The sequence below is a fragment of the Faecalimicrobium sp. JNUCC 81 genome, assembly GCF_053667625.1.
The window spans coordinates 2,724,666-2,746,789 of record NZ_CM132203.1 but is presented as its reverse complement, the minus strand read 5'-3'; the positions used below and the strand labels follow the sequence as shown (position 1 = coordinate 2,746,789).

The window sequence follows — 22,124 nt, the reverse complement described above, 5'->3', positions numbered from 1 at the left end:
ATAAGTCTCGTTTTTTATTGCGCTGAAATTTAGGAGGATGTTTATGAGTTTTACAGCAATTTTATTTACAGCATTTGCTCTTTCTATGGATGCACTTGCAGTGTCAGTTACTAAAGGTATGACATTAAAAAACTTATCAAAAGGCATTTCTATAAAAATAGCATTAGCCTTTGGATTATTTCAAGGAGGAATGCCACTTTTAGGATGGGCTTTAGGTATTAGTTTCGAAAGTTACATAAAGTCAATAGATCACTGGATAGCGCTTATATTATTGAGTTTCTTAGGATTTAAAATGATTCAAGAGTTTATTAAATCTAAAAAAGAAGGTGAAGAAGTTTCTCTAGAATGTGGAATAACAACAGATGAGAGCAACTTATCTAATAAGGAACTTATAATGCTTTCAATAGCAACAAGTATTGATGCACTTGCAGTTGGAATAAGTTTTGCATTTTTAAGTGTAGATATAATCCAAGCGTCTTTGATAATATGTATTATAACTTTTATAGTGTGCTTAATAGGAGTTATATTAGGTAATAAAATAGGTGATATTTTTAATGGCTATGCAGAACTAGTTGGAGGAATAATATTAGTTATAATTGGTATAAATATATTTAATGAACACACTCAAATTTTTAATAATATAATCAGTAGTTTATTTTAACTTAAAAATAGTAAAGGATAGGAATATAAAACATTCTTATCCTTTACTATTTTTTTTGATAACATGTCTCATCATAAAAAATACAGGAGGTGTTGAGAACACAGGAGCTATTATTGGAGCTATTATTTCACTTATATTAAACAAATTAACTAGTCCAATAATTATTGCCATATTAAGAAGATACTCAAAAATATAAATTAAAACAGAAAGAGAAAATTTTTTAAAAGAATAATTATTTTCATTAAAAGTTAATTTTGAATTTAAAATATAAGATGCAGTTATGCTTATTACACTAGTAATAGTATAAGCAATAATATAATGAAGTTTAAAGCCAAGATATAAGGTAAGATAAAGTAATTGTGATACTAGAAAATTACTTATACCTATTATATTAAATTTTATAAACTCTCTGACTTTTCCTTTAACGTTGATAATTTTTTCAGACATTTTAACAATCTCCTTATTATGATAGATTATGTCTATAAATTTAGTATTACATTATAAATTATAAAATATTTAGGTCGATGATTGGCAAAAAAGTAATAAATGCTTAAATTAAATTTCGTAAGAAAATCGTAAGAATTACAGTAGTAAAATTGTAAGAATTATATATTAGCATATAGATATAATCAAAAAGGATGTGAATTTAGTGTATAATACTTTTAGAAATAATAAAAAGATTATTTTTTGACATATTTAATAAAAAAATGAAAAAGCGTAGTTTTTAATCTAGACTATATAGTTAAATATAATTTTAATGTTAGAAAAGGGGTATTTATAGATGTACAACATATTAGTAGTGGATGATGACAAAGAAATAGTTGAATCCATTGAAATATATTTAAAAAATGAGGGATACAAAATATTTAAAGCATATGATGGACTTAAAGCTTTAGATATTTTAATTGAAGAAGAAATTCATTTAATTTTAATGGATATAATGATGCCAAAATTAGATGGTATAAAAGCAACTATAAAAATAAGAGAAGAAAGGAATATACCAATAATTTTAGTATCAGCTAAAAGTGAAGATACAGATAAAATAATGGGCCTTAATATTGGGGCAGATGATTACATAACAAAACCATTTAATTTATTAGAACTTATAGCAAGGGTCAAATCCAATTTAAGAAGATATGTAAGTCTTGGAAATTATAGTATTGAAAATAAAAGTGTTTTAAAAAGCGGAGAGTTAGAACTGAATTTAGAAAGTAAAGAACTAAAGGTAGATGGAGAAGTTGTTAAGATTACTCCAATAGAATATAGGATTATAAAATTACTTTTACAGAATAAAGGTAGAGTATTTTCCATAGATGAAATATATGAAAAGGTATGGAAAGAAGAGAGTTTTAATGTTGAAAATACAGTTGCGGTTCATATAAGAAGAATCCGAGAAAAGATTGAAATAAATCCTAAAGAACCAAGATATTTAAAAGTTGTGTGGGGGGTTGGATATAAAATTGAAAAGTTATAGTGGGAAATTTTTTAGAGAAAAAAGTCTTATGTTTAATACATTATTTATTTTAAGTATATTTATGATAAGTCAATTAATAGGAGTTTACATATGTTTTAAATTTTTTAGTGGGAATTTAATACTTACACTTTTATCTTTAACATTAATAAATTTTACATTTTATAAAAAAATAATAAGTTAAAAATTCTATAATTATGTATAAATAATGAAATTATAAATTTTTTAATATATAAAAGGGAGAATATTATGAAAGATAAAAAACGAATAAAAGGAATATTTTTTATTATATTAGTTATATCTTTATCTTTATGCTTAACTTCCTTAGCTAATATTTTTTCACAATATAGAGGAAATAATGGGCTTTGGAGTAGTTACATGCATGAAGATAGGAAAATACTTGAGGATGATTTCTATAAAAGTAATTTATTTGAATATAACACATTAAGACCGATATCTTATTGGTTAGGTGAAGTTGTAAAATATAATGAGGAATCAGTAAATGAGTATATACAAAACAACTCATATGAAGACTATGATAATGAAACAGACTCATATAAAACTAAGTACCTAAGCAAAGAAGAAGCGCAAAAACGTATAAATGGGCTTAAAAATAATGCAAAAAACAGATTAAATGAGTTACAAAACATTAAATTTATTGTAATAAATAATAAAACTAATGACTATTACTCAAATACTGAATATGGTAACTTAAATGATTTTAAGAAAAATATAAATGGACATTTAGATATAGAAATAAATAAAACTGATAGAAATAGAAACTATATTAAAAATTTAAATAATAAGACATATACTAGTAATCCCACTGTAGAGTGGGAACTTTTAAACGCAGTAAATACAGAAGATGTACAAATTTATATATCATTTTTAAATGCATCTTATCCAAAGTCATTTAACTACTTTGGAACAGATAAAATTTCAGAAAACTATGCTAGACATAATATGGCAATTAATAATGTAAAATTATGCATACCATTATTTATAACATCGTTAATATCAAGTATAATATCATTTATAATGTATAAGAAAATAGATATAGATTTATTTGATAAAGAAAGTAAGCTATTAAAGCTAGCAAAACTAATTCCAATTGAGATTTTAAGTATATTAATTTTATTAGAAATATCACTTTTAATAGGCGCTTCATCTAATTTATCATATATTGGTTACGGATATAATTATAGAGTTGATAAAATTATATATATAGCTCAAATATACACTTTATCAATTTCATTAATATTAACAACTTATTTTACAATAAAAAAATATAAGGTTTATAATAGTAAAGAAGATTTAATAAAAAGTAGCATACTAATAATTTTAATTAAATTTTTTATAAATAATATAAAAGTTATAAAATACTCACTTATAAAAGTACCTCTAGCAAGAAGGATAACATTAATAGGAATTGGGTGTTTAATTATAAATGCTATAGGGGTATTATTTGGAGTATTTATAAGTCATATACTTACTATTATAGGATCAACAATTGTATTAGGATTCTTTATCGTATATACATTAAAAACATTATCTTATGCAAATGAAATAATTGAAGGTACTGAAAGAATAAAAGAAGGAGACCTTAATTATAAAATACCTGTAAAAGGAAATGATAACTTTACAGTTCTTGCACAAAATATAAATAATATTGGTGAAGGGTTAGAAAAATCAATAGATAAACAATTAAAAAGTGAAAGAATGAAATCAGAGCTTATTACTAATGTAAGTCACGATTTAAAAACTCCATTAACATCTATAATAAACTATATAGAGCTTATAAAAAAAGAAGAAGATATAAAACCAGATCATATAAAGGATTACGTAAATGTACTTGATTCAAAATCAAAGAGACTTAAACATTTGATAGAAGATTTATTTGAAGCAAGCAAAGTAGGAAGTGGAAATATTGAATTAAATATTGAAAAAATAGATTTAAAACAACTTCTAAGACAAAGTATTGGAGAGATGGAAGAAAAATTATCAAGCTCTAATTTAGATATAAAGATTAATATACCAGATGAGAATGTATATATATATGCTGATGGAAGAAGAATGTATAGAGTATTTGAAAATCTTTTATCTAATATAGCTAAATATTCGTTAAGCGGAACACGTGTATATATTGATTTAACAGAAAATGAAGAAACTATAAAGCTAAGTATGAAAAATATATCATCTTATGAACTTAATTTCGACCCGAAAGAAATAATGGAAAGATTTAAAAGAGCTGATGAATCTAGAAATACAGAAGGAAGTGGCCTAGGACTTGCTATAGCTAAGGACTTGGTTAATATTCAAGGTGGAAAATTTGAAATTAACATAGATGGGGATTTATTTAAATCTACGTTAGAATTTAAGAAAATTAAAGAAAAATAGTTGAATAAAACTAAAGTTTAATATATACTTTAATTAAAATAATAAATATCTTCAGGGCGGGGTGTAAATCCCCACCGGCGGTAAAGCCCGCGAGCTAAATTTTAGCATGATTTGGTGAAATTCCAAAGCCGACAGTTATAGTCTGGATGAAAGAAGAAAAGTATTAGAATAGTTATGTATTTTACTATGTATTTGTATATGTATACCCTGATTAATTTTAGTCAGGGTATTTTTTATATGAAAATACATAAACTAATACTAAAGCTCCAGAAGAGTTACTTGGAGGAGAGATAATGAAAGAAAAAAACAATTTAAACACACTTATTAAAGTAGCACTTTTAAGTGCAATAGCATTTATACTTATGTACATTGATTTTCCCGTAATTCCAATGTTTCCATGGTTAAAAATTGACTTAAGTGAGGTTCCGGTTTTAATGGGAGCTTTTGCCTTTGGACCTGGTATTGGAATCGTAATAGAATTTATTAAGAATTTACTTATAGTAGTAATGAAAGGAAGTCAAACAGGCCTTGTAGGAGAGGCTGCTAACTTTATAGTAGGAATAGCTATGGTTGTTCCAGCAGCAATGATATACAAAAGAAATAAAACTAAAAGAAATGCTATTATAGGTATGATAGTAGGGATTTTAGTTATGGAAGTTGTAGGAATAGTAGCAAATGTATACTTCTTATTACCAGCATATGGAATGCAAATGAGTCCAGCTGATTTAATGCAGTATGTAACCGTTGGTTTATTACCGTTTAATGGAATAAAGGGGATATTAATTTCAATAGCTACATATATGCTATATAAAAAGCTATCAGTAACTGTATTTAATGATAGACCTATTAAAAATGATATTGTTTTAGATAATAAGTAATTATAATGTAAACTTAAGGTGTAATAAAGGTACCAATACTTTTATTGCACCTTTTTATAATGTGATTTTATTTGAAAATTATATATGATTATTTTGTAATATAATTAAATATAAATGGTAAAATTTATATTTAATATTTTATATGAGTATGTAACAGGAGGATAAGTAATGGATATTTGTATTCAAGAGATAAGTGATTATAAAAAAGTACCAATGGAATTACTTTTATTAGCGGATCCATCAGAGAGTGTAGTAAGAGATTATTTAAATAGAGGAAGTTGTTATATAGCAGAATATAAAGAAAAGATAGTAGGGGTTTATGTGTTAATATATACAAGACCATTAACGATGGAACTTGTATATATTGCAGTAGATAAAGATTATCAAAATAATGGAATAGCTAAAAAAATGATAAAAGATGCTATAGATAGATGTAAAAAAGAAAAAATTAAAGTATTAGAAGTAGGTACTGGAAATTCAAGTATAAAACAGTTACAACTATATCAAAGGTGTGGGTTTAGAATTACAGGAATAGATAAAGATTTTTTTAAGATACATTATGAAGAAGAAATATACGAAAATAAAATTCAATGTATAGACATGATTAGATTAAGTTTGTATTTATAATAAAAAATACTATATTAAATATATAAATCAAAATGTATAATATATTTAATATTCATAAAATTATACTGTAAATAATAAAGCAAATTGTTAAATAAGGAGGTAATTAATGATAATTGATATTACGCAAACTACTAAAATAGGTAGGGTTTATAGGAAAGGCTCAGAACCACTAAAGGTAGAAACGGTTAAGAGAAGTCAAAGTTTGGGAAAAGAGTATACTACAACTTCTTTTTCATGTGATGTACATAATATGGGAACTCATATAGATGTTATGTCTAATAAAGTTGTATTAGAAAATGAAAGATTAATTGCACAGGGAATAAAATTTGATGTTTCAAATATAACAGATAGACCGATTATCTTAGAAGATTTAAATCTTTCTATAGTAAAAGAAGGGGATTTTGTATTTTTCCAAACTAATTGGGACAAGTACTTTGATGATGAAGAAAAATATAATAATCACCCTGAAATATCTATGGAAGTTATGGAGTGCTTAGTTGATAAAAAAGTAAATATGATAGGTATAGATGCACTAGGGCTAGGCATTGGAAGAAATCATGGATTAATAGATGTTTTTCTTGGAAAAAGTGAAACTTATGCTATTGAAAACTTAACTAATCTTGATAAAATACCAGAAGATAATTTTAGAGTATATTGCTTACCTATGAAAATAGAAGGATTAGATGCATATCCAGCTAGAATACTAGTAGAATTTTAAATTAATAACCAGATTAAAGACGTATATATTACGTCTTTTTTTATACTAAAAATTATCTATATATTAATTTATATAAGTGATAAAATAAATTGGAATGTCGAAAAAAAACGAACGTATTTAGTTGCCAAATAATATTATACATCATATAGTATTAGTAAAGGTATATTATACGCCGTATAATATGAACCATCATATAATATGAAAGTAGAGGTGTGAAATATGTCTTTTCAATTAGGTTCAGCATTATTAGATGCATGTGTTTTAGCAGTACTTACAAGAGAAGATGCATACGGATATATTTTAACTCAGCAGGTTAAAGAAGTTATGAATATATCAGAATCAACATTATATCCAGTACTTAGAAGACTTCAAAAAGATGGTTATTTAATCACTTATGATCAATCATTTCAAGGCAGAAATAGAAGATACTATCAAATTACAGATTCAGGAAAAATAAAATACAAGGAGTATATATTAGAGTGGGGAGAGTATAAATTGAGGGTAGATAAGATTTTATTAGGAGGGATAGTAAGTGAATAAAAATCAATTTATAGAAGAATTGAGAAATAAATTAAAAAGATTACCACAAAGAGAAATAGATAATGCAATAAGCTACTATATAGAATATTTTGAAGATGCATCTGTAGGAGATGATGTGAATGTAGTCAGTGAATTTGGATCGCCATCAAGTATTGCATCACAAATTTTAGCAGACTATGCCATTAAAGATAATAAAGAAAGTAGAAAATTTGGAAAATCAGGAATATCTTCTATTTGGTTTGTAGTTCTTGCTATATTAGCATCTCCAATTGCATTTCCACTAGCACTTTCTATGATTATTTTGTTATTTGTACCGGTTATTGTAATAGGTGCTGTTACTTTTGCATTTATAGTTACTACAGTAGCTCTAATATTTAGTGGTTTTGCAATTTCTGTTGCAGGTATATCAGTTATATTAAGTGACTTTTCTACTACTATTTTATTTGTAGGAACAGGGATATTATTAATAGGAGTAGGTTTACTATTTTTAGTAATGGCGTTATTCTTAGCATCAAAATCTATTAAATTAATATCTAGTGCTTGTAGTAAACTACTAAATAAATTTAATAAAAGAGAAATATAGTAAAGGAGAATTTATTTATGAATATATATAAAAAAATAGTAATTACTTCACTTTGTTTAATTTTATTAGGTTTAGTTCTTGCATCTATAGGATATTTCTCAGGAGGTAAAACTCAACTTATAAAAGATAAAATAGGGTACAGTATAAAAGATGATTATAAAAGAATAAGCGAAAAAGAAAAATTAGAAGAATTTAAAAATATACAAATTAATGCTAATTATCTTGATAATATTGAAATAGTAAAAGGTGAAGAGTATAAGATAGAAGTAGACTATAGTGAAAGAATAGGTAAAATTAACTACAAAGTTGAAAATGGAAACTTAATAGTAAATCAGTTTAGTAGCAATGAAGGAGAAATTGGATTTGATTTTGGATTTATAAATAAAGAACCAGACTATATAAAAATTTATATACCAAAAAATAAAAATATGAAAGATTTAGTTATTGAATCTAAAAACTCAGATCTAAAAGTAGAAGATATAGATGGAGATACTATATCTATATTATGCAATTATGGAGAGATAAATTTAAATAATATACTATCAAACGATATGTCTATAAAAGCAAAAAATGGAGATATAGACATGAAAAATATAAAAAGTAGCTCATTAGAAGTAATTAATGATTATGGGGATACAAGTTTTGAATCTATAAACTCAAATGATTTTATAGTAAATATTAAAAATGGTGAAGCTAATATAAACGATATAGAGGTATTACAAAATTTTAATATAGAAAATGATTATGGAGAAGTAGATATAGCAGACTCAAAATTAAATAAACTCAAAGCTATTATATTAAATGGAGATATAAATATAAACAATAGTAATATAGTTGATAGTAATATAGAAAACTCATATGGAGAAGTGAATTACTTGGCTAAAAATCCAGAAAAATCATATAATTATTCTTTAAGTTGTAGTTATGGAGATATAAATATAGATGGAAAAGAATTAGGAGAAACTTTAGAAAAAAGTAATAATGCAAACAAGAATATTAATATTAATTCCGAAAATGGAGATATTAATTTAAATTTTAGGTAAGCTACAATAACAAAATAATAATAGTTTCATAGTATATATAATAGACTTTTAAGGAGACTTTTTATGAGAGAGATACATGAAACTATTTTATTTTTCTTTATATATAGCTTTTTAGGATGGATATGCGAAAGTATATACTGTTCTATTGGAAATAAGAAAATTATAAATAGAGGTTTTTTAAATGGTCCAATATGCCCTATATACGGCTTTGGAGCTATAGTTATTATATTTTTTCTAAAAAACTTTCAGAGTAATTTAACATTGCTTTTTATATTTGGAATGTTTATAACATCAACTTTAGAATATATAACAGGAATTGTATTAGAAAAATTATTTAATACAACATGGTGGGATTATTCTAAAAAAAGATTTAACATAAGAGGTAGGGTTTGCTTAAAAAACTCTGTATTATTTGGAATTATGTCGACGGTATTGATAGAAGTTATACATAAAAATATTTATAATTTAGTAGTATATATTTCTAATTTACTACTGATAGTATTAGTTATAAGTATTTTAGTATGCTTTTTTATAGACTTAAATTTTACATTATTATCACTTAATAAATTAAATCATAAACTAAAATTTATGGATGAGATATTATTAGAGCTAAGTAAATTAAATATAAATCTAGAAAAGTTTGATGAAGAAAATATAAAAAAATTATTTGAGCGTATTAAGAATAAAAATATAATAAACAAAATTGAATCTATAAAAGAAAAATCAACTTGTCAAAGGAGAATTATTAAAGCATTTCCAAATATGAAACATAAATATAAACAAGATAGATTAGTATATCTAAAACAAATAATAAAAGATAAAAAAAAGAGTAAACTTAAGTAAATATATACTTAAATTTACTCTTTTTTATTTAAAAATAAATTTATATAAATATAAGTACAATAATATAAAGATTATATATTTAAGGTAATAAACTTGTAGTATAATTGTTTTAATTATAATTTTAGGGGGGAAATATGGTTTTATTTTATATTTTTATGGGGATAATTGGATGTATTGAACTTTATTTTAGTAAACTACTAAAATCAATTGATAAGAAGTTTAGTTTATTTGAAGATTTTGAGAAATTTACAAATACTAATGAAGTTATTAAAATCCGTTTAAAGTATAGTAAAATACTTAAAATTGCTGGTAAATTTAGTATTGGAGCTTCTATATTTTCTACGATAGTTGAACCTTTTGCTATTAAATATGAATATTTATCTATGATAAGTATTTTTTTATGTATGCTTGTATTAATAACTATAATGATAATAGGAATATTATTTATATTTGTAAATATTAAAAACTCTAAAATCAATAAACAATATAAACTTATAGTATATATTATGATTGCAGTGTATTTTATAGGGCCTTATCACGATAATATAATATTTGGTGCAAAAAATTTATATGGACTTGTTTTTACAAGTTCTATAAAAAAAGATAAAGAGTTTACATTATTTAAATGTAAAAGTGATAATCATAAAAAAGAAAAAGTTTATATATCTATAAATGATATTTATAAGGATAAAAATAATGATTTAATATTAGATGTTAATTTAAGATATGATGGTAAAAGGACATTGAACTTATATGGAAAAGATGGATTTTCTGATCTTAGTGGATTTTATGCAGAAGCTGTAGCTTTAAACGATAGAACGAATTCAAAAGGATTTTATATTGATATTGAAAATGAGCTAGTTACTGAATATAATCCTCATATAAAAGACTTAAAATCTAAAATATCTAGTGGAGAGATTATAAATATTAAAGCACCGATACCAATTAAAGGAAGTAAATTAGAAGATGCTAATATAAAAGATTTAAAATTTAAAATTGACAAATCTTATAGTGGTAATCATTATGGAGTAGGAATATTTAAATATGTAAAAGTTGAAAAATAATAGAGAAAAAGCCTTAATCTTTAATAAGTTTAAAGCTTTTATTTTTTTGTAATATATTTACTAAATTAGGCTAAAAATACCACTATAAAGATAATGAGGTGAAAAAATGAAACTAACTAAAAGTATTAAAACAAATTATGATACTATAGCAAGTAAATTGAAAATTGATAAAAGTTTTGACTTAATTGCTAGGGAAATAAGTATAGGAGGAAGAAAATCATATCTATTTTTTGTAGATGGACTTATTAAGGATGATGTTACGGAAAGAATTTTAAACACCTTTATAACTATTCCAAAGGAAGAAATGGATAAAGTACCCGATATGGGAAGCTTCATGGCAAATTATATAGCTCATATAGAGGTAGATAAAGAGAATGATATAGATAAGATTGCAGCAGCGGTATTAGCGGGACCTATGGCAATAGTTATAGATGGATTTGAAGATGCAATAATATTAGATGTTAGAACATATCCAGCTAGAGGACCTGAAGAACCACAAAAAGAGCAAACACTTAAAGGATCAAGAGATGGATTTGTTGAGACTATTGTAATGAATACAGCACTTATAAGAAGAAGAATAAGAGATAAAAACCTTGTATTTGAAATGGCAAGTATAGGAAATATGTCAAAGACAGATGTATCAATAGGATATATCGAAGGAACTGCAAATAAAGAAACTGTAAGCTTAATAAAAAAAGAATTAGAAGAAATAGATGTAAGAGCTTTAGATATGGGAGATCAAAGTTTAGTAGAAACTTTAACTAAATCAAAATGGTATAACCCATTTCCTAAAATAAAAAGTACACAAAGACCAGATGTTGCATCAGCTCACATAGCAGAAGGTAAAATAGCAATACTTATAGATACATCCCCCAACGTTATAATACTTCCTACAAGTATATTTGACTTTATGCAAGAAGCTGATGACTATTATCAACCAATTTTAACCGGAAATTATTTAAGACTTATAAGAAATATAACTCTTTTAATGACATTAATATTAACACCACTTTATTTATTAGCAATAGAATATATTGATTTGCTTCCACAATGGCTTAAATTTATAGCACCAGATCCTGGTTATCAAGTGCCTTTAATTGTTCAATTTTTACTACTTGAAATAGCTGTTGATGCATTAAAACTTGCATCTTTAAATACACCGGGGTCTCTTGGAATGTCTCTCTCTGTAGTTGGAGCATTAATACTTGGGGAATTTGCAATTAAAACAGAGTGGTTTGTTGCAGAGACGATACTTTATATGGCAATTGTTGCACTTGGAGGTTTTGCACAGTCAAGCACAGAACTAGGTTTTGCAATTAAGCTTTGTAGGATGCTTATACTTATACTTACATTTATATTTAATGTATGGGGATTCATTGCAGGTATTATAATAACTATTTTACTAGTAGCTACAAACAAAACTATGACTGGGCAGTCTTATTTATACCCATTATTCCCATTTGATGGAAAAGCTTTAAAACATTTACTACTTAGAACTCCAATAAAATCTAATAGAAAATAAAAATAAAGGTGTGAAACTTATTCACACCTTTAAATATTAAAATCTTTTAGTTCTATAGAACCTATAAAGAAAATCTTTTTCTAAAGACTTGCTAAGAGTAGCGCTTTCTTGAAAATTTATAAATCTAATTTCTAAAGATGATTTATTTATAGGTATTACTTTATGAATAAGTCTTAAATTAACTATATATTGCTTATGAGTTGCAAAAAAATTTGGAGGTAGACGCTTTTCTAACTCATCAAAGTTCTCATAAAACTTTATAACATCATGGTCTTTAGTATACAAATTAATAGCTCTAGAATTTTTTTCAAACATAACTATATCATCAAAATTAATCATATGCATTTGCTTTCTAACTTTATAAACAAATAGCGTATCTTCTATAAAGTTATCTTTAGCAAATTTATGAGAATTTATATGATCTATAGCTATATTTATAGAATCTAGTATCTTTTCTTTTGTAAAAGGTTTAACGATAAAGTCTATTGGATGAACCTTAAAACTTTCTAAGCTATAGTCAGCAAAACCAGTTACAAATATTATATGAACGTCTTTATCTATAGAAGTTACTTCTTTTGCACAATCTATACCATTTTTATAAGGCATATCAATATCAATAATTAATAAATCTATTTTTTCGCTTTTTATAAACTCAATAGCATCTAATCCATTTTCAACTTTTTTTATATAATCAACATACCCAGATTCCTTAAGGATATCTTCAATATGATTTCTTACAGCTTTATCGTCATCACAAATTAAAACTTTTATCATAAGTACCCCCTAAATTTAGTAGTATTTTGGTATTAAAATTGTAAATTCAGTTAAAAAATCATCACTATTAGCGAAAATATGGTATCCGTATTTATCTAATATACTTTTAACTAAATAAAGTCCATATCCTCTATCTGGTCCATCTTTAGTAGAAAAGCCTTCTAAAAATATTGATTCAGTATTATTTATCTTAGGACCATTATTTTTTATAGATATAACATATTGAAATTCATCTTCATATATAAATAGTTTTATATATTTATTTTCCTTATATACATTAGATAAAGAATCTATAGCGTTATCTATTATATTAAGTATTACAGAACTCATATCACTTGGTTCAATAATCAAATTGTCCATAAAATCTTGAATATAAACATCAAAGGAAATATTTTTTATGAGACATTCTTCATATTTTAAAGAAGCAATAGCATCTAAATATGAAACTTTACCATATCTAGAAGTTTTAGATCTAAAGCTATTAGATATATTTGTTATATAATCCTTTGCATCTTCACTAAGACCAGTATTAAGTAGTGAATATACAACTTGTAGATGTTTTAAATAATCATGCTTTTGACTTCTTAATTTTGCTATTATATTGTCTTTGTGTTCAATTTTATTATTAAGATTGTTTAGTTTATTTTCCTTTGAAGTATTATCATTTAATATATTTATAAATTTTAATCCTATATAAAAACATAAGCATATTAGTATAAAAGCTAATACCGAATTTAATATCCCCTTTAATAATAAATCGTATTTAACTCTAAGTAAAATATAAACGTAACCTCTATAAAGTAAAAAATAAGTAATAATAGCTATAAAAATAGTAACTAAACTTTTTTCTAATATAGAAATTTCCCTATAAAATTTATATTTATTTAATATTAGATTGATAATTATAAATAAAATTAAACATATAGGAAACATAAAAATAATATCCATAGCACACCCCTAATTTCCAATTTATATGAGAATTATAACATTTATAAAAAAATATGTAAAAAGTGAAAATATGCAAATACAGTATATAAACTTGAAAATAACCATGTAATTTTAAGCATATAAGTACTAAAAACTTGAAAAAGTACCGTTTGCTACATTTTTTTTATAAATATATAATCTAGTTAAGTTAAAGAAAGGACGTGGTAAATTTGGAAAATGATTTAAAAATGGTATTAAAGTACATAAAAAGCTATAAATCAAGGTCGCTTGCTATAATTTTAAGTATTGTGCTTGGAACAGCTCTTATTGTAGGAGTAGGTACTTTATCAAGAAGTGCTCAACAAGCTGATTTAGATAGGTTAAAGAGAGAAACTGGTACTCATCATGTATATTTTAGAGACATAAATGAAGAACAACTAGATATTGTAAAAAAAGGAAAAGATATAAAAGATGTATCTATAACCTCATACTATGCAGCTACTGATGAGGGTGAAAAGTTACCTATAAATATAAATTATGCAAGTGAAAATTATTTAACTAATAATTCTAAACTTATAAAAGGTAGATTTCCTAAAACTGATAATGAAGTTGTATTAGAAGAGTGGATACTAAATAGTATGGGTCTTGAACCAGATGTAAATCAAGAAATAACATTTAGATTATATCAAAAGGAAAAACCAGAAACTTTTAAAGTGGTAGGAATTTTAAAAGATAGATATAGAGAAAAAAGTGTTGGAATATGTGAGATGTTTTTAGCTTTAGATGAAGATAAGCTTAATAAATTTACTCCTTATGTAGAGTTTAATGAAGGTAGTGATATAAGTAAAAACATAGATGATATAACTAAGAAAGCTAAACTAAATAAAGAGGAACAAGTTAGATCAAACAATATGCTTATAGCATCAGTAGGTAATAATGGAGCATTAGATGTAACAAGTAGAAATACAGCAATAGCAATAAGTTTATTTGCAGGCCTTGTGGTATACAGTATATATACTATATCTGTATATCAAAGAATAAGAGAATACGGTATGTTAAGGGCAGTTGGTTCAACTAATCTAAGGATATTTAAATTAATTACTAGCGAACTTTTAATACTTAGTTTAATAGCTATGCCTATTGGAATACTTATTGGTATGGGTGGAGCCCAAGTTTTTAATAAAATAGTTGGAAACATACAGTTTGAAGGAACTATAAGAGTAACACCTTTTGTTATACCATTAAAAATAATATTACTTTCTATAATATGCACAATTTTTGTAATATTTATTATAAGTATATTAACATATATGAAAATTAGAAAAGTATCACCAATTGAAGCAATAAGAAGAAACTTAGGTGAAGACAAAAAGATAAAGAAAAGTAATTTTATAGTATCAAGATTAAGTAAAAATATACCAATATCTAAATCTATTTCTATGAAAAATATATTTAGAAATAAGAAAGGATTTATAATGATTATGCTATCTATGAGTATAGGTGGAATAATGATTATACAAAGTAATTACGCATATTCTCGTTCAGATGCCATGGATGAAGATAAAAATAGAGGAATGTATAGAAATGGGGACTTTGTATTAAATGTAAATGCTGCTGGAGATGAGGAAAATGGTCTTAATGATGAACAAATAAATGAAATATCAAAAGTAGAGGGCATTAATGAAGTTAAGGCTGCACGAATAATTCATAGTAGAATGCCCTTAGGAGAAAAAGATATATTAGATATGCAATTCTTTGATGACTTAACTAAAGGCGGATATTTTGGAAAAGTTTTAAATGGATTATTAATGAAAGATAAAAAAAAGGATGGATACTTATTAAAACAAAAGTTAAAAGGTTTTAACGATGAAATGTTAAAATCATTAAATGATTATGTAATAAGTGGAAAAATAGATATAGAAAAAATGAAAAAAGAAAATTTGGCAGTAATATATATGCCACATACTTATGAAGATACTGATGGTACAAGAAGCAAAGTTGTAGGTGGTGGAGAGCCTATTGTTGATATAAAGGTTGGAGATACTGTAAAAGTTAAAGTACCTAAGGGTAAAATAGATGGAGAAAAGTACTGGAAAGGACAAGATAACTATGAGTATAAAGAACATGAGTTTAAGGTAGGTGCAATAGTTAATTATCCATTTGCTGATGAAAATCAGTACTCTGCTGATATGAGTGTTGATGTTATAACAAGTACTGATTATTTAGAAAAAATAGAAGGTAAAAATAATTATGATGTAGTTTATGCCAATATGGATAAAGGAGCTGATCATAAAGCTATAAATAAAAAACTAGGTAAAATAGGAAGTAAAGTACCTGGAGTTACAACTGTTGATATGATGCAAGAGAAAGAGACTAATGAGAAAATGCTTCAAAAAATGAAGATTTATGATTACGGAGTAATAGTTATCCTGTTTGTAATAAGTATATTTAACATAATAAACAATGTAAGTTATAATTTAACTTCAAGAACTAGTGAATTTGGAATGTTAAGAGCCGTTGGTATAAGTGAAAAAGACTTTAAAAATATGATAATATTTGAAGGACTATTATATGGAATAATTTCAAGTATAATAGTTATAGTCTTAGGGGTTTTATTACAAATTAGAATGTATAAAACTTATGGATTTGAAAGCTATGGAATGGAATTTGAATTAGTATATGGAGCTTATATATTAGTCGTAATTACGAACGTAGTTGTAGGTCTTATTGCAACTTATCTACCTTCAAGAAAAATAAAACAAAGTAATATAGTTGAAGCAATAAATATTATAGAATAGAGGGAATATTATGGTGATATTAGAAACTATTAATTTAGGTAAAATATATGGAAAAAAAGAAACATCTGTAAATGCACTTAAAGATGTAAATTTAAAAATAAATAAAGGGGAGTTTGTTGCAGTAGTTGGTCCAAGTGGAAGTGGAAAAAGTACATTTCTACATTTAATAGGAGGACTAGAAAGACCAAGCAATGGTACTATTAAAGTAGACGGTAAAGATATATGTTGTTTAAGTGATAAAGAGTTGGCTAAATATAGAAGACAAAAGGTTGGATTTGTATTCCAACAATATAACTTAATTCCAGTACTTAATGTTAAAGAAAATATAGAACTACCTTTAAAACTTGATAATAAAAAAGTAGATGAAGATTATATAAATGACCTTATGGATTTATTAGGTCTTAGTGAAAGAAAAAATCATCTTCCAAATCAATTATCAGGAGGTCAACAACAAAGAGTTGCAATTGCAAGAGCATTATCTTCAAAACCGAGTATAATACTTGCTGATGAACCTACTGGAAACTTAGATACTAAGACTACAGAAGAGGTTATGGAATTACTTAAGATGTCTATAAAAAAATACAATCAAACTCTTATAATGATTACTCATAATGAAAATATAGCTAAAAAAGCTGATAGAGCTATATCTATAGTAGATGGGAAACTTTATACTTCAGAAAAACAAGGATAGATTATAGTTATAGAAAAAGGAACTTTTAATTAAGTTCCTTTTTTATTTTTACTCTAACGTGTATAAGTGCTTATTTAAATCATATTTAAACTTGTACATTAAAAAAGTTATTATCTCTAATTAACAAGATGAATAAACTATAGAGAGAGTATATAAAAATAGGGGAGAGCCGTTATGAGTAAAAATAAACATAAAATTATAGTAATGAGTGGAATAGGGTTAATTATAGTATCAGTATTAATAATGGCTATTTTTGACTTAGGAATATTATCCTTTTTTGGATTTGAACATGAGTCTATAAAACCAGTGATTATATTTTTCGTAATATACTATATATTATATTTTCCAGTAACATTAGTGTCTGAAGCTTTTACAGAACTAATAGAAGAAATAAAGCATCTTACTCCTGTTCAGTATAAAATATTTAATTTTTGCATGGGAATGTGTATAAATGTAGCTATAGTAAGTTTAGTTGATTTAGCAATAAAAGGAGTAAAAATACCATTTACCACAGTTTTTGTATTTTCAATACTAAAGCATATTATGAGAAGATATATATCTAACTTTATGGATAAAAAATTTGGCAGTAGTGATGACTATGAAGAAGATGATGATTTTTAGAAAAATATAAAATACATTATAAATATACATAAAAATAGAGGATGAAATTTCATTCTCTATTTTTATGTATTTAAATATTAAAAATATAAATTATAATATTATATTGAATTCACATTGACAAATATGTTTATATATTACTACAATTATCTTAGATAAATAATAAAAAAACAAAGTCATGAAGGCTTTTAATACTTCATGGCTTTTTTTGTGTTTAAATTAAAAAAGGGGGAATATTATGGGGCAAGCAGAGTTTTTTGATAGTATAGCGAATCAGTGGGATGATATTATAGAAGTAAATGAAGAAAAGATAAACACTCTTTTATCTAAATTAAATATTAAAAATAATACTAATATATTGGATGTTGGTACAGGAACAGGGGTTTTAATACCTTTTATAAATAAGTTAAATCCTAATGGGAATATAACAGGGGTAGATATCTCAAAAGGAATGATTAATATTGCTAGTAAAAAGTTTAAAGATATGACTAACGTAACTTTTAAATTAGTAAATATTGAAAATGAAATTGTAAATGAAAAGTATGATAAAATAATTCTTTATTCAATGTTTCCGCATTTACAAAATAGAACCGCTACTATCAAGTCTCTAGTAGATAATAACTTAAAAGAGGATGGACAGCTTATGATAGCTCATTCTAATAGTAGAGAATTTTTAAACAATATGCATAAAGAGAAAAATGAAGTGGTTAGAGAAGATAGGCTTATATGTGTTAAAATGCAAAAGAATTTGTTTGAAGAAGTTGGTTTAAATGTGGTAGATGCTTTTGAAAATGATGATATTTATTATTTAGTTATAAATAGAAATTAATAATATAAAATTAGGGGGAATTTATTTATGAAAAGTAAGAAAATAGTTTTATCAGGAATTTTTATAGCATTTGGTATAATACTTCCAATGATATTTCATACGGTAAATATGGCAGGACCCATATTCTTACCAATGCATATACCAGTTTTAATAGGAGGATTTTTATTAGGACCTATTTATGGCGGATTAGTTGGACTTATAACACCCATACTGAGTGGACTTATGACAGGAATGCCACCAATAGTTCCTATGATGCCTATAATGGCTTTTGAACTCTGTGGATATGGAATAATAACAGGATTTTTATTTAACAAAACTAAAAATACGTATATATCTTTAATAGGTGCTATGATTGGGGGGAGATTGTTTGCTATGGTTGGTGCATTTTTAGTATCTATTACTATAGCTCCTCAAGTTAATCCAGTTATATTTATATTTGGAAACTTAGCACAAGCTATTCCAGGTATGTTGATACAAATAGTATTTATACCTATATTAGTTAAATTTATGACTAAAAACCCAGAAATATCTAAAGTATTAACTTAGAAAACAAAATATAAATAAAAAACTAAAAAATTACAAAAATGTTTCAATATTGTTAGATTTATAGACTAAATTAAAGTAAATATGCTAATATAAACCCATTCGAAGAAAAGACTGTTTTCGACAAAAAGTACTAGGTGGTGTTTATTAATGAATGGAAAAATATTCAAAATATGTATTGGTATATTACTAATATTAATAATAGGTTTTGTAGTTTGGAGAAAAAATTCAGATAACTCTGTGTTAAAACATGAAGCTAATTATGATAGAAAGTTTAGTAAAAATGTTGTATTTTATCCACAGCATCAGGATGATGAAGTTTTATGGGGAGCAAGCGCAATAGCCAGGGCAGTAAATGAGGTTGGAGAGAATAATGTATATGTAGTTTTAGTTTCAGATGGTTCTGGAGTTAATGTATTTAAAAATAATAAAAAATTTAAAGATTTAACTAGAGAAGAAAAGAAAGAGTTAAGAAATAATGAATTTAGAGATGCACTTAAGCAATTAGGGGTAAAAAAAGAAAATATTAAAATATTAGCAGATATAGATGAAAAGCCAGGAACTCATTATGAGTTAATGAAAAAAACTATATTAGATTTTGAAAAAAATTTAGGAAGTGTTACTCATATATCTCATCATTATAAGTATGATGATCATATAATGCATAGAAAAAATGGAGAAGTATTAAAAAAACTTAGTGATGAAAAAAAAGTAAAAGACGCTTTATATTTTGTTAAGCCTGAATATAGAAAAGATATACCTATGGATAAGAAGGTCATATATGAAGCAAATAATTCTGAAATGCATGACAAAGTAAAAAAAGCTTGCTATGAATATAGAGAAGTTGATGAGAAAAAGAAAAAATTTGGAATAGGTTATACTTCTGCACATAGCTACTTTGATAAACTACTAAGTGATCCACGTCTTACATCTGTTCTAAGTATTTATTAAATAAGTCTGAATCTATAAAATATTTTATTACTATGATAAGTTATTATTAAATATAATAATAAAATAAATTAAAATATACATAAATAAAAACTAATAAAGTAAAAAGGTATTAATTCTATTAAGGATTAATACCTTTTTTACTAAAAATATAAATTTAAAATGAATTTTTATAAAATCAGTCACAGAATAATTGAAATTTAAATATAAATATGATATCATCATATCAATATATTTGAGCAATGGACCTTATTCGTAGTTCATTGGCGATATAATTTTTAGGAGGTATGAAATGAATCCAGACCCTGAGCCCCAGAGGCTTGTATTACAATTAATATTAATACTTATACTTACAATGGTAAATGCTTTTTTTGCATCAGCAGAAATGGCAATTGTATCAGCAAACAAAAATAAAATCAAAAATTTAGCAAAAGAAAACAACAAAAAGGCGATATTATTAGAAAAACTAATAGAAGACCCAAGTAATTTCTTAGCTACAATTCAAGTAGGAATAACTCTAGCAGGATTTTTCTCAAGTGCATCTGCAGCAACAGGTATATCTAGTATTTTAAGTGAAAAACTACAAATACCTTATGCACAGCCAATATCAATGGTAATAGTAACCCTTATACTATCATATATAACTTTAGTATTTGGAGAACTTGTGCCAAAGAGGATAGCTTTAGAAAATGCAGAAAAAATAGCACTTTTCTCTGTAAAACCAATTTATTTTATATCAATAATTACAAAACCATTTATTAAAATATTATCTTTATCAACACATATAGTACTTAAATTTTTAGGATATAAAGAGGAGAATACAGAAGAACAAGTATCTGAAGAAGAAATTAGATCATTAATATCACAGTCTGAAGAACAAGGTTCTATTAATAAAGATGAAAAAGATATGATAGAAAGTGTATTTGAATTTAATGACAAGTTATGTAAAGAAATAATGACATCTAGAAAAGATACTTATTCGATTGATATAGATGATGATGTTGAAGATTATATAGATGAATTATTAAGTTTACCTTATTCGAGAATACCTGTTTATGAAGATAACATAGACAATATTATAGGTGTAGTTCATATTAAAGACTTATTAATTCAAGCGAAAAAAGTAGGATTTGAAAATATAAACATTAGAGAAATAATGAAAAAACCATATTTCGTTTTAAATACTGAAAAGGCCAATCAATTATTTAAAGTAATGCAATTAAAGAGAATTCAAATTGCGTTATTAATAGATGAGTATGGTGGATTTTGTGGGATAGTGACCATGGAAGATTTAATAGAAGAAATCATGGGTGATATTGAAGATGAGTATGATATAGAAGATAAAGAAATAGTTAAAACTGAAAATAATAGCTACATGGTCAAATGTAGTATAGGGTTGTCCGAGTTTAATGAAAGATTTGGATTACACTTAGAGGAAGGTGATTATGATACATTAAATGGATATATAATTACTAAATTAGGTGAAATACCAAAAGTAAATGATTGTAAGGAACTTCAAGTAGAAGGGATTAATATAAAGATTATAACTGTAAATGATAAGAGAATAGAAAATGTAAAGGTAACTTATTTAGAAAGCATAGATATAAAAGTAAGCTAAAAAGAAGCAGATTAAATCTGCTTCTTTTTTA

Annotated in this window: 22 protein-coding genes and 1 riboswitch; of the genes, 19 read left to right on the top strand and 3 right to left on the bottom strand. The window is 25.2% G+C overall.

Annotation, left to right across the window (positions count from 1 at the left end; all coding sequences use genetic code 11):
* Positions 1–43: 43 nt before the first annotated feature.
* Positions 44–661, top strand: a complete 618-nt coding sequence (locus JNUCC81_RS13750; protein ID WP_454094003.1) for a manganese efflux pump MntP — start codon at positions 44–46, stop codon at positions 659–661.
* Between the two features lie 36 nt (positions 662–697).
* Here JNUCC81_RS13750 and JNUCC81_RS13745 read toward each other — a convergent pair whose 3' ends face one another.
* The gene (locus JNUCC81_RS13745; protein WP_208333669.1) at positions 698–1,108 is read right to left on the bottom strand and encodes a GtrA family protein; all 411 of its coding nucleotides are present in this window, start codon (positions 1,106–1,108) and stop codon (positions 698–700) included.
* 334 nt (positions 1,109–1,442) lie between these two features.
* Between JNUCC81_RS13745 and JNUCC81_RS13740 the strand changes: the two genes are divergently transcribed.
* From JNUCC81_RS13740 to JNUCC81_RS13690, 11 genes are all read left to right on the top strand, one after another.
* A complete protein-coding gene (locus tag JNUCC81_RS13740) occupies positions 1,443–2,135 on the top strand; it encodes a response regulator transcription factor (RefSeq protein WP_454094002.1) in 693 nt (230 codons plus the stop codon).
* A 246-nt stretch (positions 2,136–2,381) separates the two neighbouring features.
* Positions 2,382–4,529 carry a HAMP domain-containing sensor histidine kinase gene (locus JNUCC81_RS13735; RefSeq protein ID WP_454094001.1) on the top strand — a complete coding sequence of 716 codons (2,148 nt, stop codon included), beginning with the start codon at positions 2,382–2,384 and terminating at the stop codon, positions 4,527–4,529.
* A 43-nt stretch (positions 4,530–4,572) separates the two neighbouring features.
* A riboswitch (FMN riboswitch) is annotated at positions 4,573–4,691 on the top strand.
* A gap of 131 nt (positions 4,692–4,822) precedes the next feature.
* Positions 4,823–5,407, top strand: coding sequence for an ECF transporter S component (locus tag JNUCC81_RS13730; protein ID WP_454094000.1), 585 nt, complete (start codon positions 4,823–4,825; stop codon positions 5,405–5,407).
* Between the two features lie 168 nt (positions 5,408–5,575).
* Positions 5,576–6,034, top strand: coding sequence for a GNAT family N-acetyltransferase (locus JNUCC81_RS13725; RefSeq protein ID WP_454093999.1), 459 nt, complete (start codon positions 5,576–5,578; stop codon positions 6,032–6,034).
* Between the two features lie 106 nt (positions 6,035–6,140).
* Positions 6,141–6,752, top strand: a complete 612-nt coding sequence (locus JNUCC81_RS13720) for a cyclase family protein (protein WP_454093998.1) — start codon at positions 6,141–6,143, stop codon at positions 6,750–6,752.
* Between the two features lie 219 nt (positions 6,753–6,971).
* The gene (locus JNUCC81_RS13715) at positions 6,972–7,292 is read left to right on the top strand and encodes a PadR family transcriptional regulator (protein ID WP_454093997.1); all 321 of its coding nucleotides are present in this window, start codon (positions 6,972–6,974) and stop codon (positions 7,290–7,292) included.
* The gene (locus tag JNUCC81_RS13710) at positions 7,285–7,875 is read left to right on the top strand and encodes a DUF1700 domain-containing protein (protein ID WP_454093996.1); all 591 of its coding nucleotides are present in this window, start codon (positions 7,285–7,287) and stop codon (positions 7,873–7,875) included. The genes JNUCC81_RS13715 and JNUCC81_RS13710 overlap by 8 nt, the downstream gene beginning before the upstream one ends.
* Positions 7,876–7,892: 17 nt before the next feature.
* Positions 7,893–8,918: a DUF4097 family beta strand repeat-containing protein gene (locus JNUCC81_RS13705; protein WP_454093995.1), complete on the top strand. Its 1,026-nt coding sequence runs from the start codon at positions 7,893–7,895 to the stop codon at positions 8,916–8,918.
* 63 nt (positions 8,919–8,981) lie between these two features.
* Positions 8,982–9,761 (top strand): putative ABC transporter permease, encoded by a 780-nt coding sequence (locus JNUCC81_RS13700; RefSeq protein ID WP_454093994.1) that lies wholly within the window; start codon positions 8,982–8,984, stop codon positions 9,759–9,761.
* A 134-nt stretch (positions 9,762–9,895) separates the two neighbouring features.
* On the top strand, positions 9,896–10,825 hold the full coding sequence (locus tag JNUCC81_RS13695; protein ID WP_454093993.1) for a hypothetical protein: 930 nt from the start codon (positions 9,896–9,898) through the stop codon (positions 10,823–10,825).
* Positions 10,826–10,931: 106 nt separating this feature from the next.
* Positions 10,932–12,347, top strand: a complete 1,416-nt coding sequence (locus JNUCC81_RS13690) for a spore germination protein (protein ID WP_454093992.1) — start codon at positions 10,932–10,934, stop codon at positions 12,345–12,347.
* A 36-nt stretch (positions 12,348–12,383) separates the two neighbouring features.
* On the opposite strand, the gene JNUCC81_RS13685 is transcribed toward JNUCC81_RS13690, so the two are convergent.
* Together JNUCC81_RS13685 and JNUCC81_RS13680 are read right to left on the bottom strand one after the other, a co-directional pair.
* Positions 12,384–13,121, bottom strand: a complete 738-nt coding sequence (locus JNUCC81_RS13685; RefSeq protein ID WP_454093991.1) for a LytR/AlgR family response regulator transcription factor — start codon at positions 13,119–13,121, stop codon at positions 12,384–12,386.
* A gap of 15 nt (positions 13,122–13,136) precedes the next feature.
* The gene (locus JNUCC81_RS13680; protein ID WP_454093990.1) at positions 13,137–14,069 is read right to left on the bottom strand and encodes a sensor histidine kinase; all 933 of its coding nucleotides are present in this window, start codon (positions 14,067–14,069) and stop codon (positions 13,137–13,139) included.
* Positions 14,070–14,278: 209 nt separating this feature from the next.
* On the opposite strand from JNUCC81_RS13680, the gene JNUCC81_RS13675 reads away from it, so the two are divergent.
* The 7 genes from JNUCC81_RS13675 to JNUCC81_RS13645 all read left to right on the top strand — a co-directional run bounded on the left by JNUCC81_RS13675 (position 14,279) and on the right by JNUCC81_RS13645 (position 22,093).
* The gene (locus JNUCC81_RS13675) at positions 14,279–16,846 is read left to right on the top strand and encodes an ABC transporter permease (protein WP_454093989.1); all 2,568 of its coding nucleotides are present in this window, start codon (positions 14,279–14,281) and stop codon (positions 16,844–16,846) included.
* Positions 16,847–16,856: 10 nt separating this feature from the next.
* Entirely contained in the window at positions 16,857–17,537 is a 681-nt protein-coding gene (locus JNUCC81_RS13670; protein ID WP_454093988.1) for an ABC transporter ATP-binding protein, read from the top strand.
* A 174-nt stretch (positions 17,538–17,711) separates the two neighbouring features.
* The gene (locus JNUCC81_RS13665; RefSeq protein WP_454093987.1) at positions 17,712–18,158 is read left to right on the top strand and encodes a YrvL family regulatory protein; all 447 of its coding nucleotides are present in this window, start codon (positions 17,712–17,714) and stop codon (positions 18,156–18,158) included.
* 235 nt (positions 18,159–18,393) lie between these two features.
* A complete protein-coding gene (locus tag JNUCC81_RS13660) occupies positions 18,394–18,984 on the top strand; it encodes a class I SAM-dependent methyltransferase (protein WP_454093986.1) in 591 nt (196 codons plus the stop codon).
* Positions 18,985–19,011: 27 nt separating this feature from the next.
* On the top strand, positions 19,012–19,530 hold the full coding sequence (locus tag JNUCC81_RS13655) for an ECF transporter S component (RefSeq protein ID WP_454093985.1): 519 nt from the start codon (positions 19,012–19,014) through the stop codon (positions 19,528–19,530).
* A gap of 147 nt (positions 19,531–19,677) precedes the next feature.
* A complete protein-coding gene (locus tag JNUCC81_RS13650; protein WP_454093984.1) occupies positions 19,678–20,478 on the top strand; it encodes a PIG-L deacetylase family protein in 801 nt (266 codons plus the stop codon).
* Positions 20,479–20,767: 289 nt separating this feature from the next.
* Complete coding sequence (locus JNUCC81_RS13645) at positions 20,768–22,093, top strand: hemolysin family protein (protein WP_454093983.1); 1,326 nt, start codon at positions 20,768–20,770, stop codon at positions 22,091–22,093.
* The last annotated feature ends 31 nt before the right edge of the window (positions 22,094–22,124 follow it).

Coding starts and splice junctions, on each gene's coding strand:
- JNUCC81_RS13735 (WP_454094001.1), top strand. CDS start 2,382: ATGAAAGATAAAAAACGAATAAAAGGAATATTTTTTATTATATTAGTT.
- JNUCC81_RS13665 (WP_454093987.1), top strand. CDS start 17,712: ATGAGTAAAAATAAACATAAAATTATAGTAATGAGTGGAATAGGGTTA.
- JNUCC81_RS13645 (WP_454093983.1), top strand. CDS start 20,768: ATGAATCCAGACCCTGAGCCCCAGAGGCTTGTATTACAATTAATATTA.
- JNUCC81_RS13725 (WP_454093999.1), top strand. CDS start 5,576: ATGGATATTTGTATTCAAGAGATAAGTGATTATAAAAAAGTACCAATG.
- JNUCC81_RS13690 (WP_454093992.1), top strand. CDS start 10,932: ATGAAACTAACTAAAAGTATTAAAACAAATTATGATACTATAGCAAGT.
- JNUCC81_RS13705 (WP_454093995.1), top strand. CDS start 7,893: ATGAATATATATAAAAAAATAGTAATTACTTCACTTTGTTTAATTTTA.
- JNUCC81_RS13750 (WP_454094003.1), top strand. CDS start 44: ATGAGTTTTACAGCAATTTTATTTACAGCATTTGCTCTTTCTATGGAT.
- JNUCC81_RS13685 (WP_454093991.1), bottom strand. CDS start 13,121: ATGATAAAAGTTTTAATTTGTGATGACGATAAAGCTGTAAGAAATCAT.
- JNUCC81_RS13670 (WP_454093988.1), top strand. CDS start 16,857: ATGGTGATATTAGAAACTATTAATTTAGGTAAAATATATGGAAAAAAA.
- JNUCC81_RS13680 (WP_454093990.1), bottom strand. CDS start 14,069: ATGGATATTATTTTTATGTTTCCTATATGTTTAATTTTATTTATAATT.
- JNUCC81_RS13700 (WP_454093994.1), top strand. CDS start 8,982: ATGAGAGAGATACATGAAACTATTTTATTTTTCTTTATATATAGCTTT.
- JNUCC81_RS13730 (WP_454094000.1), top strand. CDS start 4,823: ATGAAAGAAAAAAACAATTTAAACACACTTATTAAAGTAGCACTTTTA.
- JNUCC81_RS13740 (WP_454094002.1), top strand. CDS start 1,443: ATGTACAACATATTAGTAGTGGATGATGACAAAGAAATAGTTGAATCC.
- JNUCC81_RS13745 (WP_208333669.1), bottom strand. CDS start 1,108: ATGTCTGAAAAAATTATCAACGTTAAAGGAAAAGTCAGAGAGTTTATA.
- JNUCC81_RS13715 (WP_454093997.1), top strand. CDS start 6,972: ATGTCTTTTCAATTAGGTTCAGCATTATTAGATGCATGTGTTTTAGCA.
- JNUCC81_RS13655 (WP_454093985.1), top strand. CDS start 19,012: ATGAAAAGTAAGAAAATAGTTTTATCAGGAATTTTTATAGCATTTGGT.
- JNUCC81_RS13695 (WP_454093993.1), top strand. CDS start 9,896: ATGGTTTTATTTTATATTTTTATGGGGATAATTGGATGTATTGAACTT.
- JNUCC81_RS13650 (WP_454093984.1), top strand. CDS start 19,678: ATGAATGGAAAAATATTCAAAATATGTATTGGTATATTACTAATATTA.
- JNUCC81_RS13660 (WP_454093986.1), top strand. CDS start 18,394: ATGGGGCAAGCAGAGTTTTTTGATAGTATAGCGAATCAGTGGGATGAT.
- JNUCC81_RS13720 (WP_454093998.1), top strand. CDS start 6,141: ATGATAATTGATATTACGCAAACTACTAAAATAGGTAGGGTTTATAGG.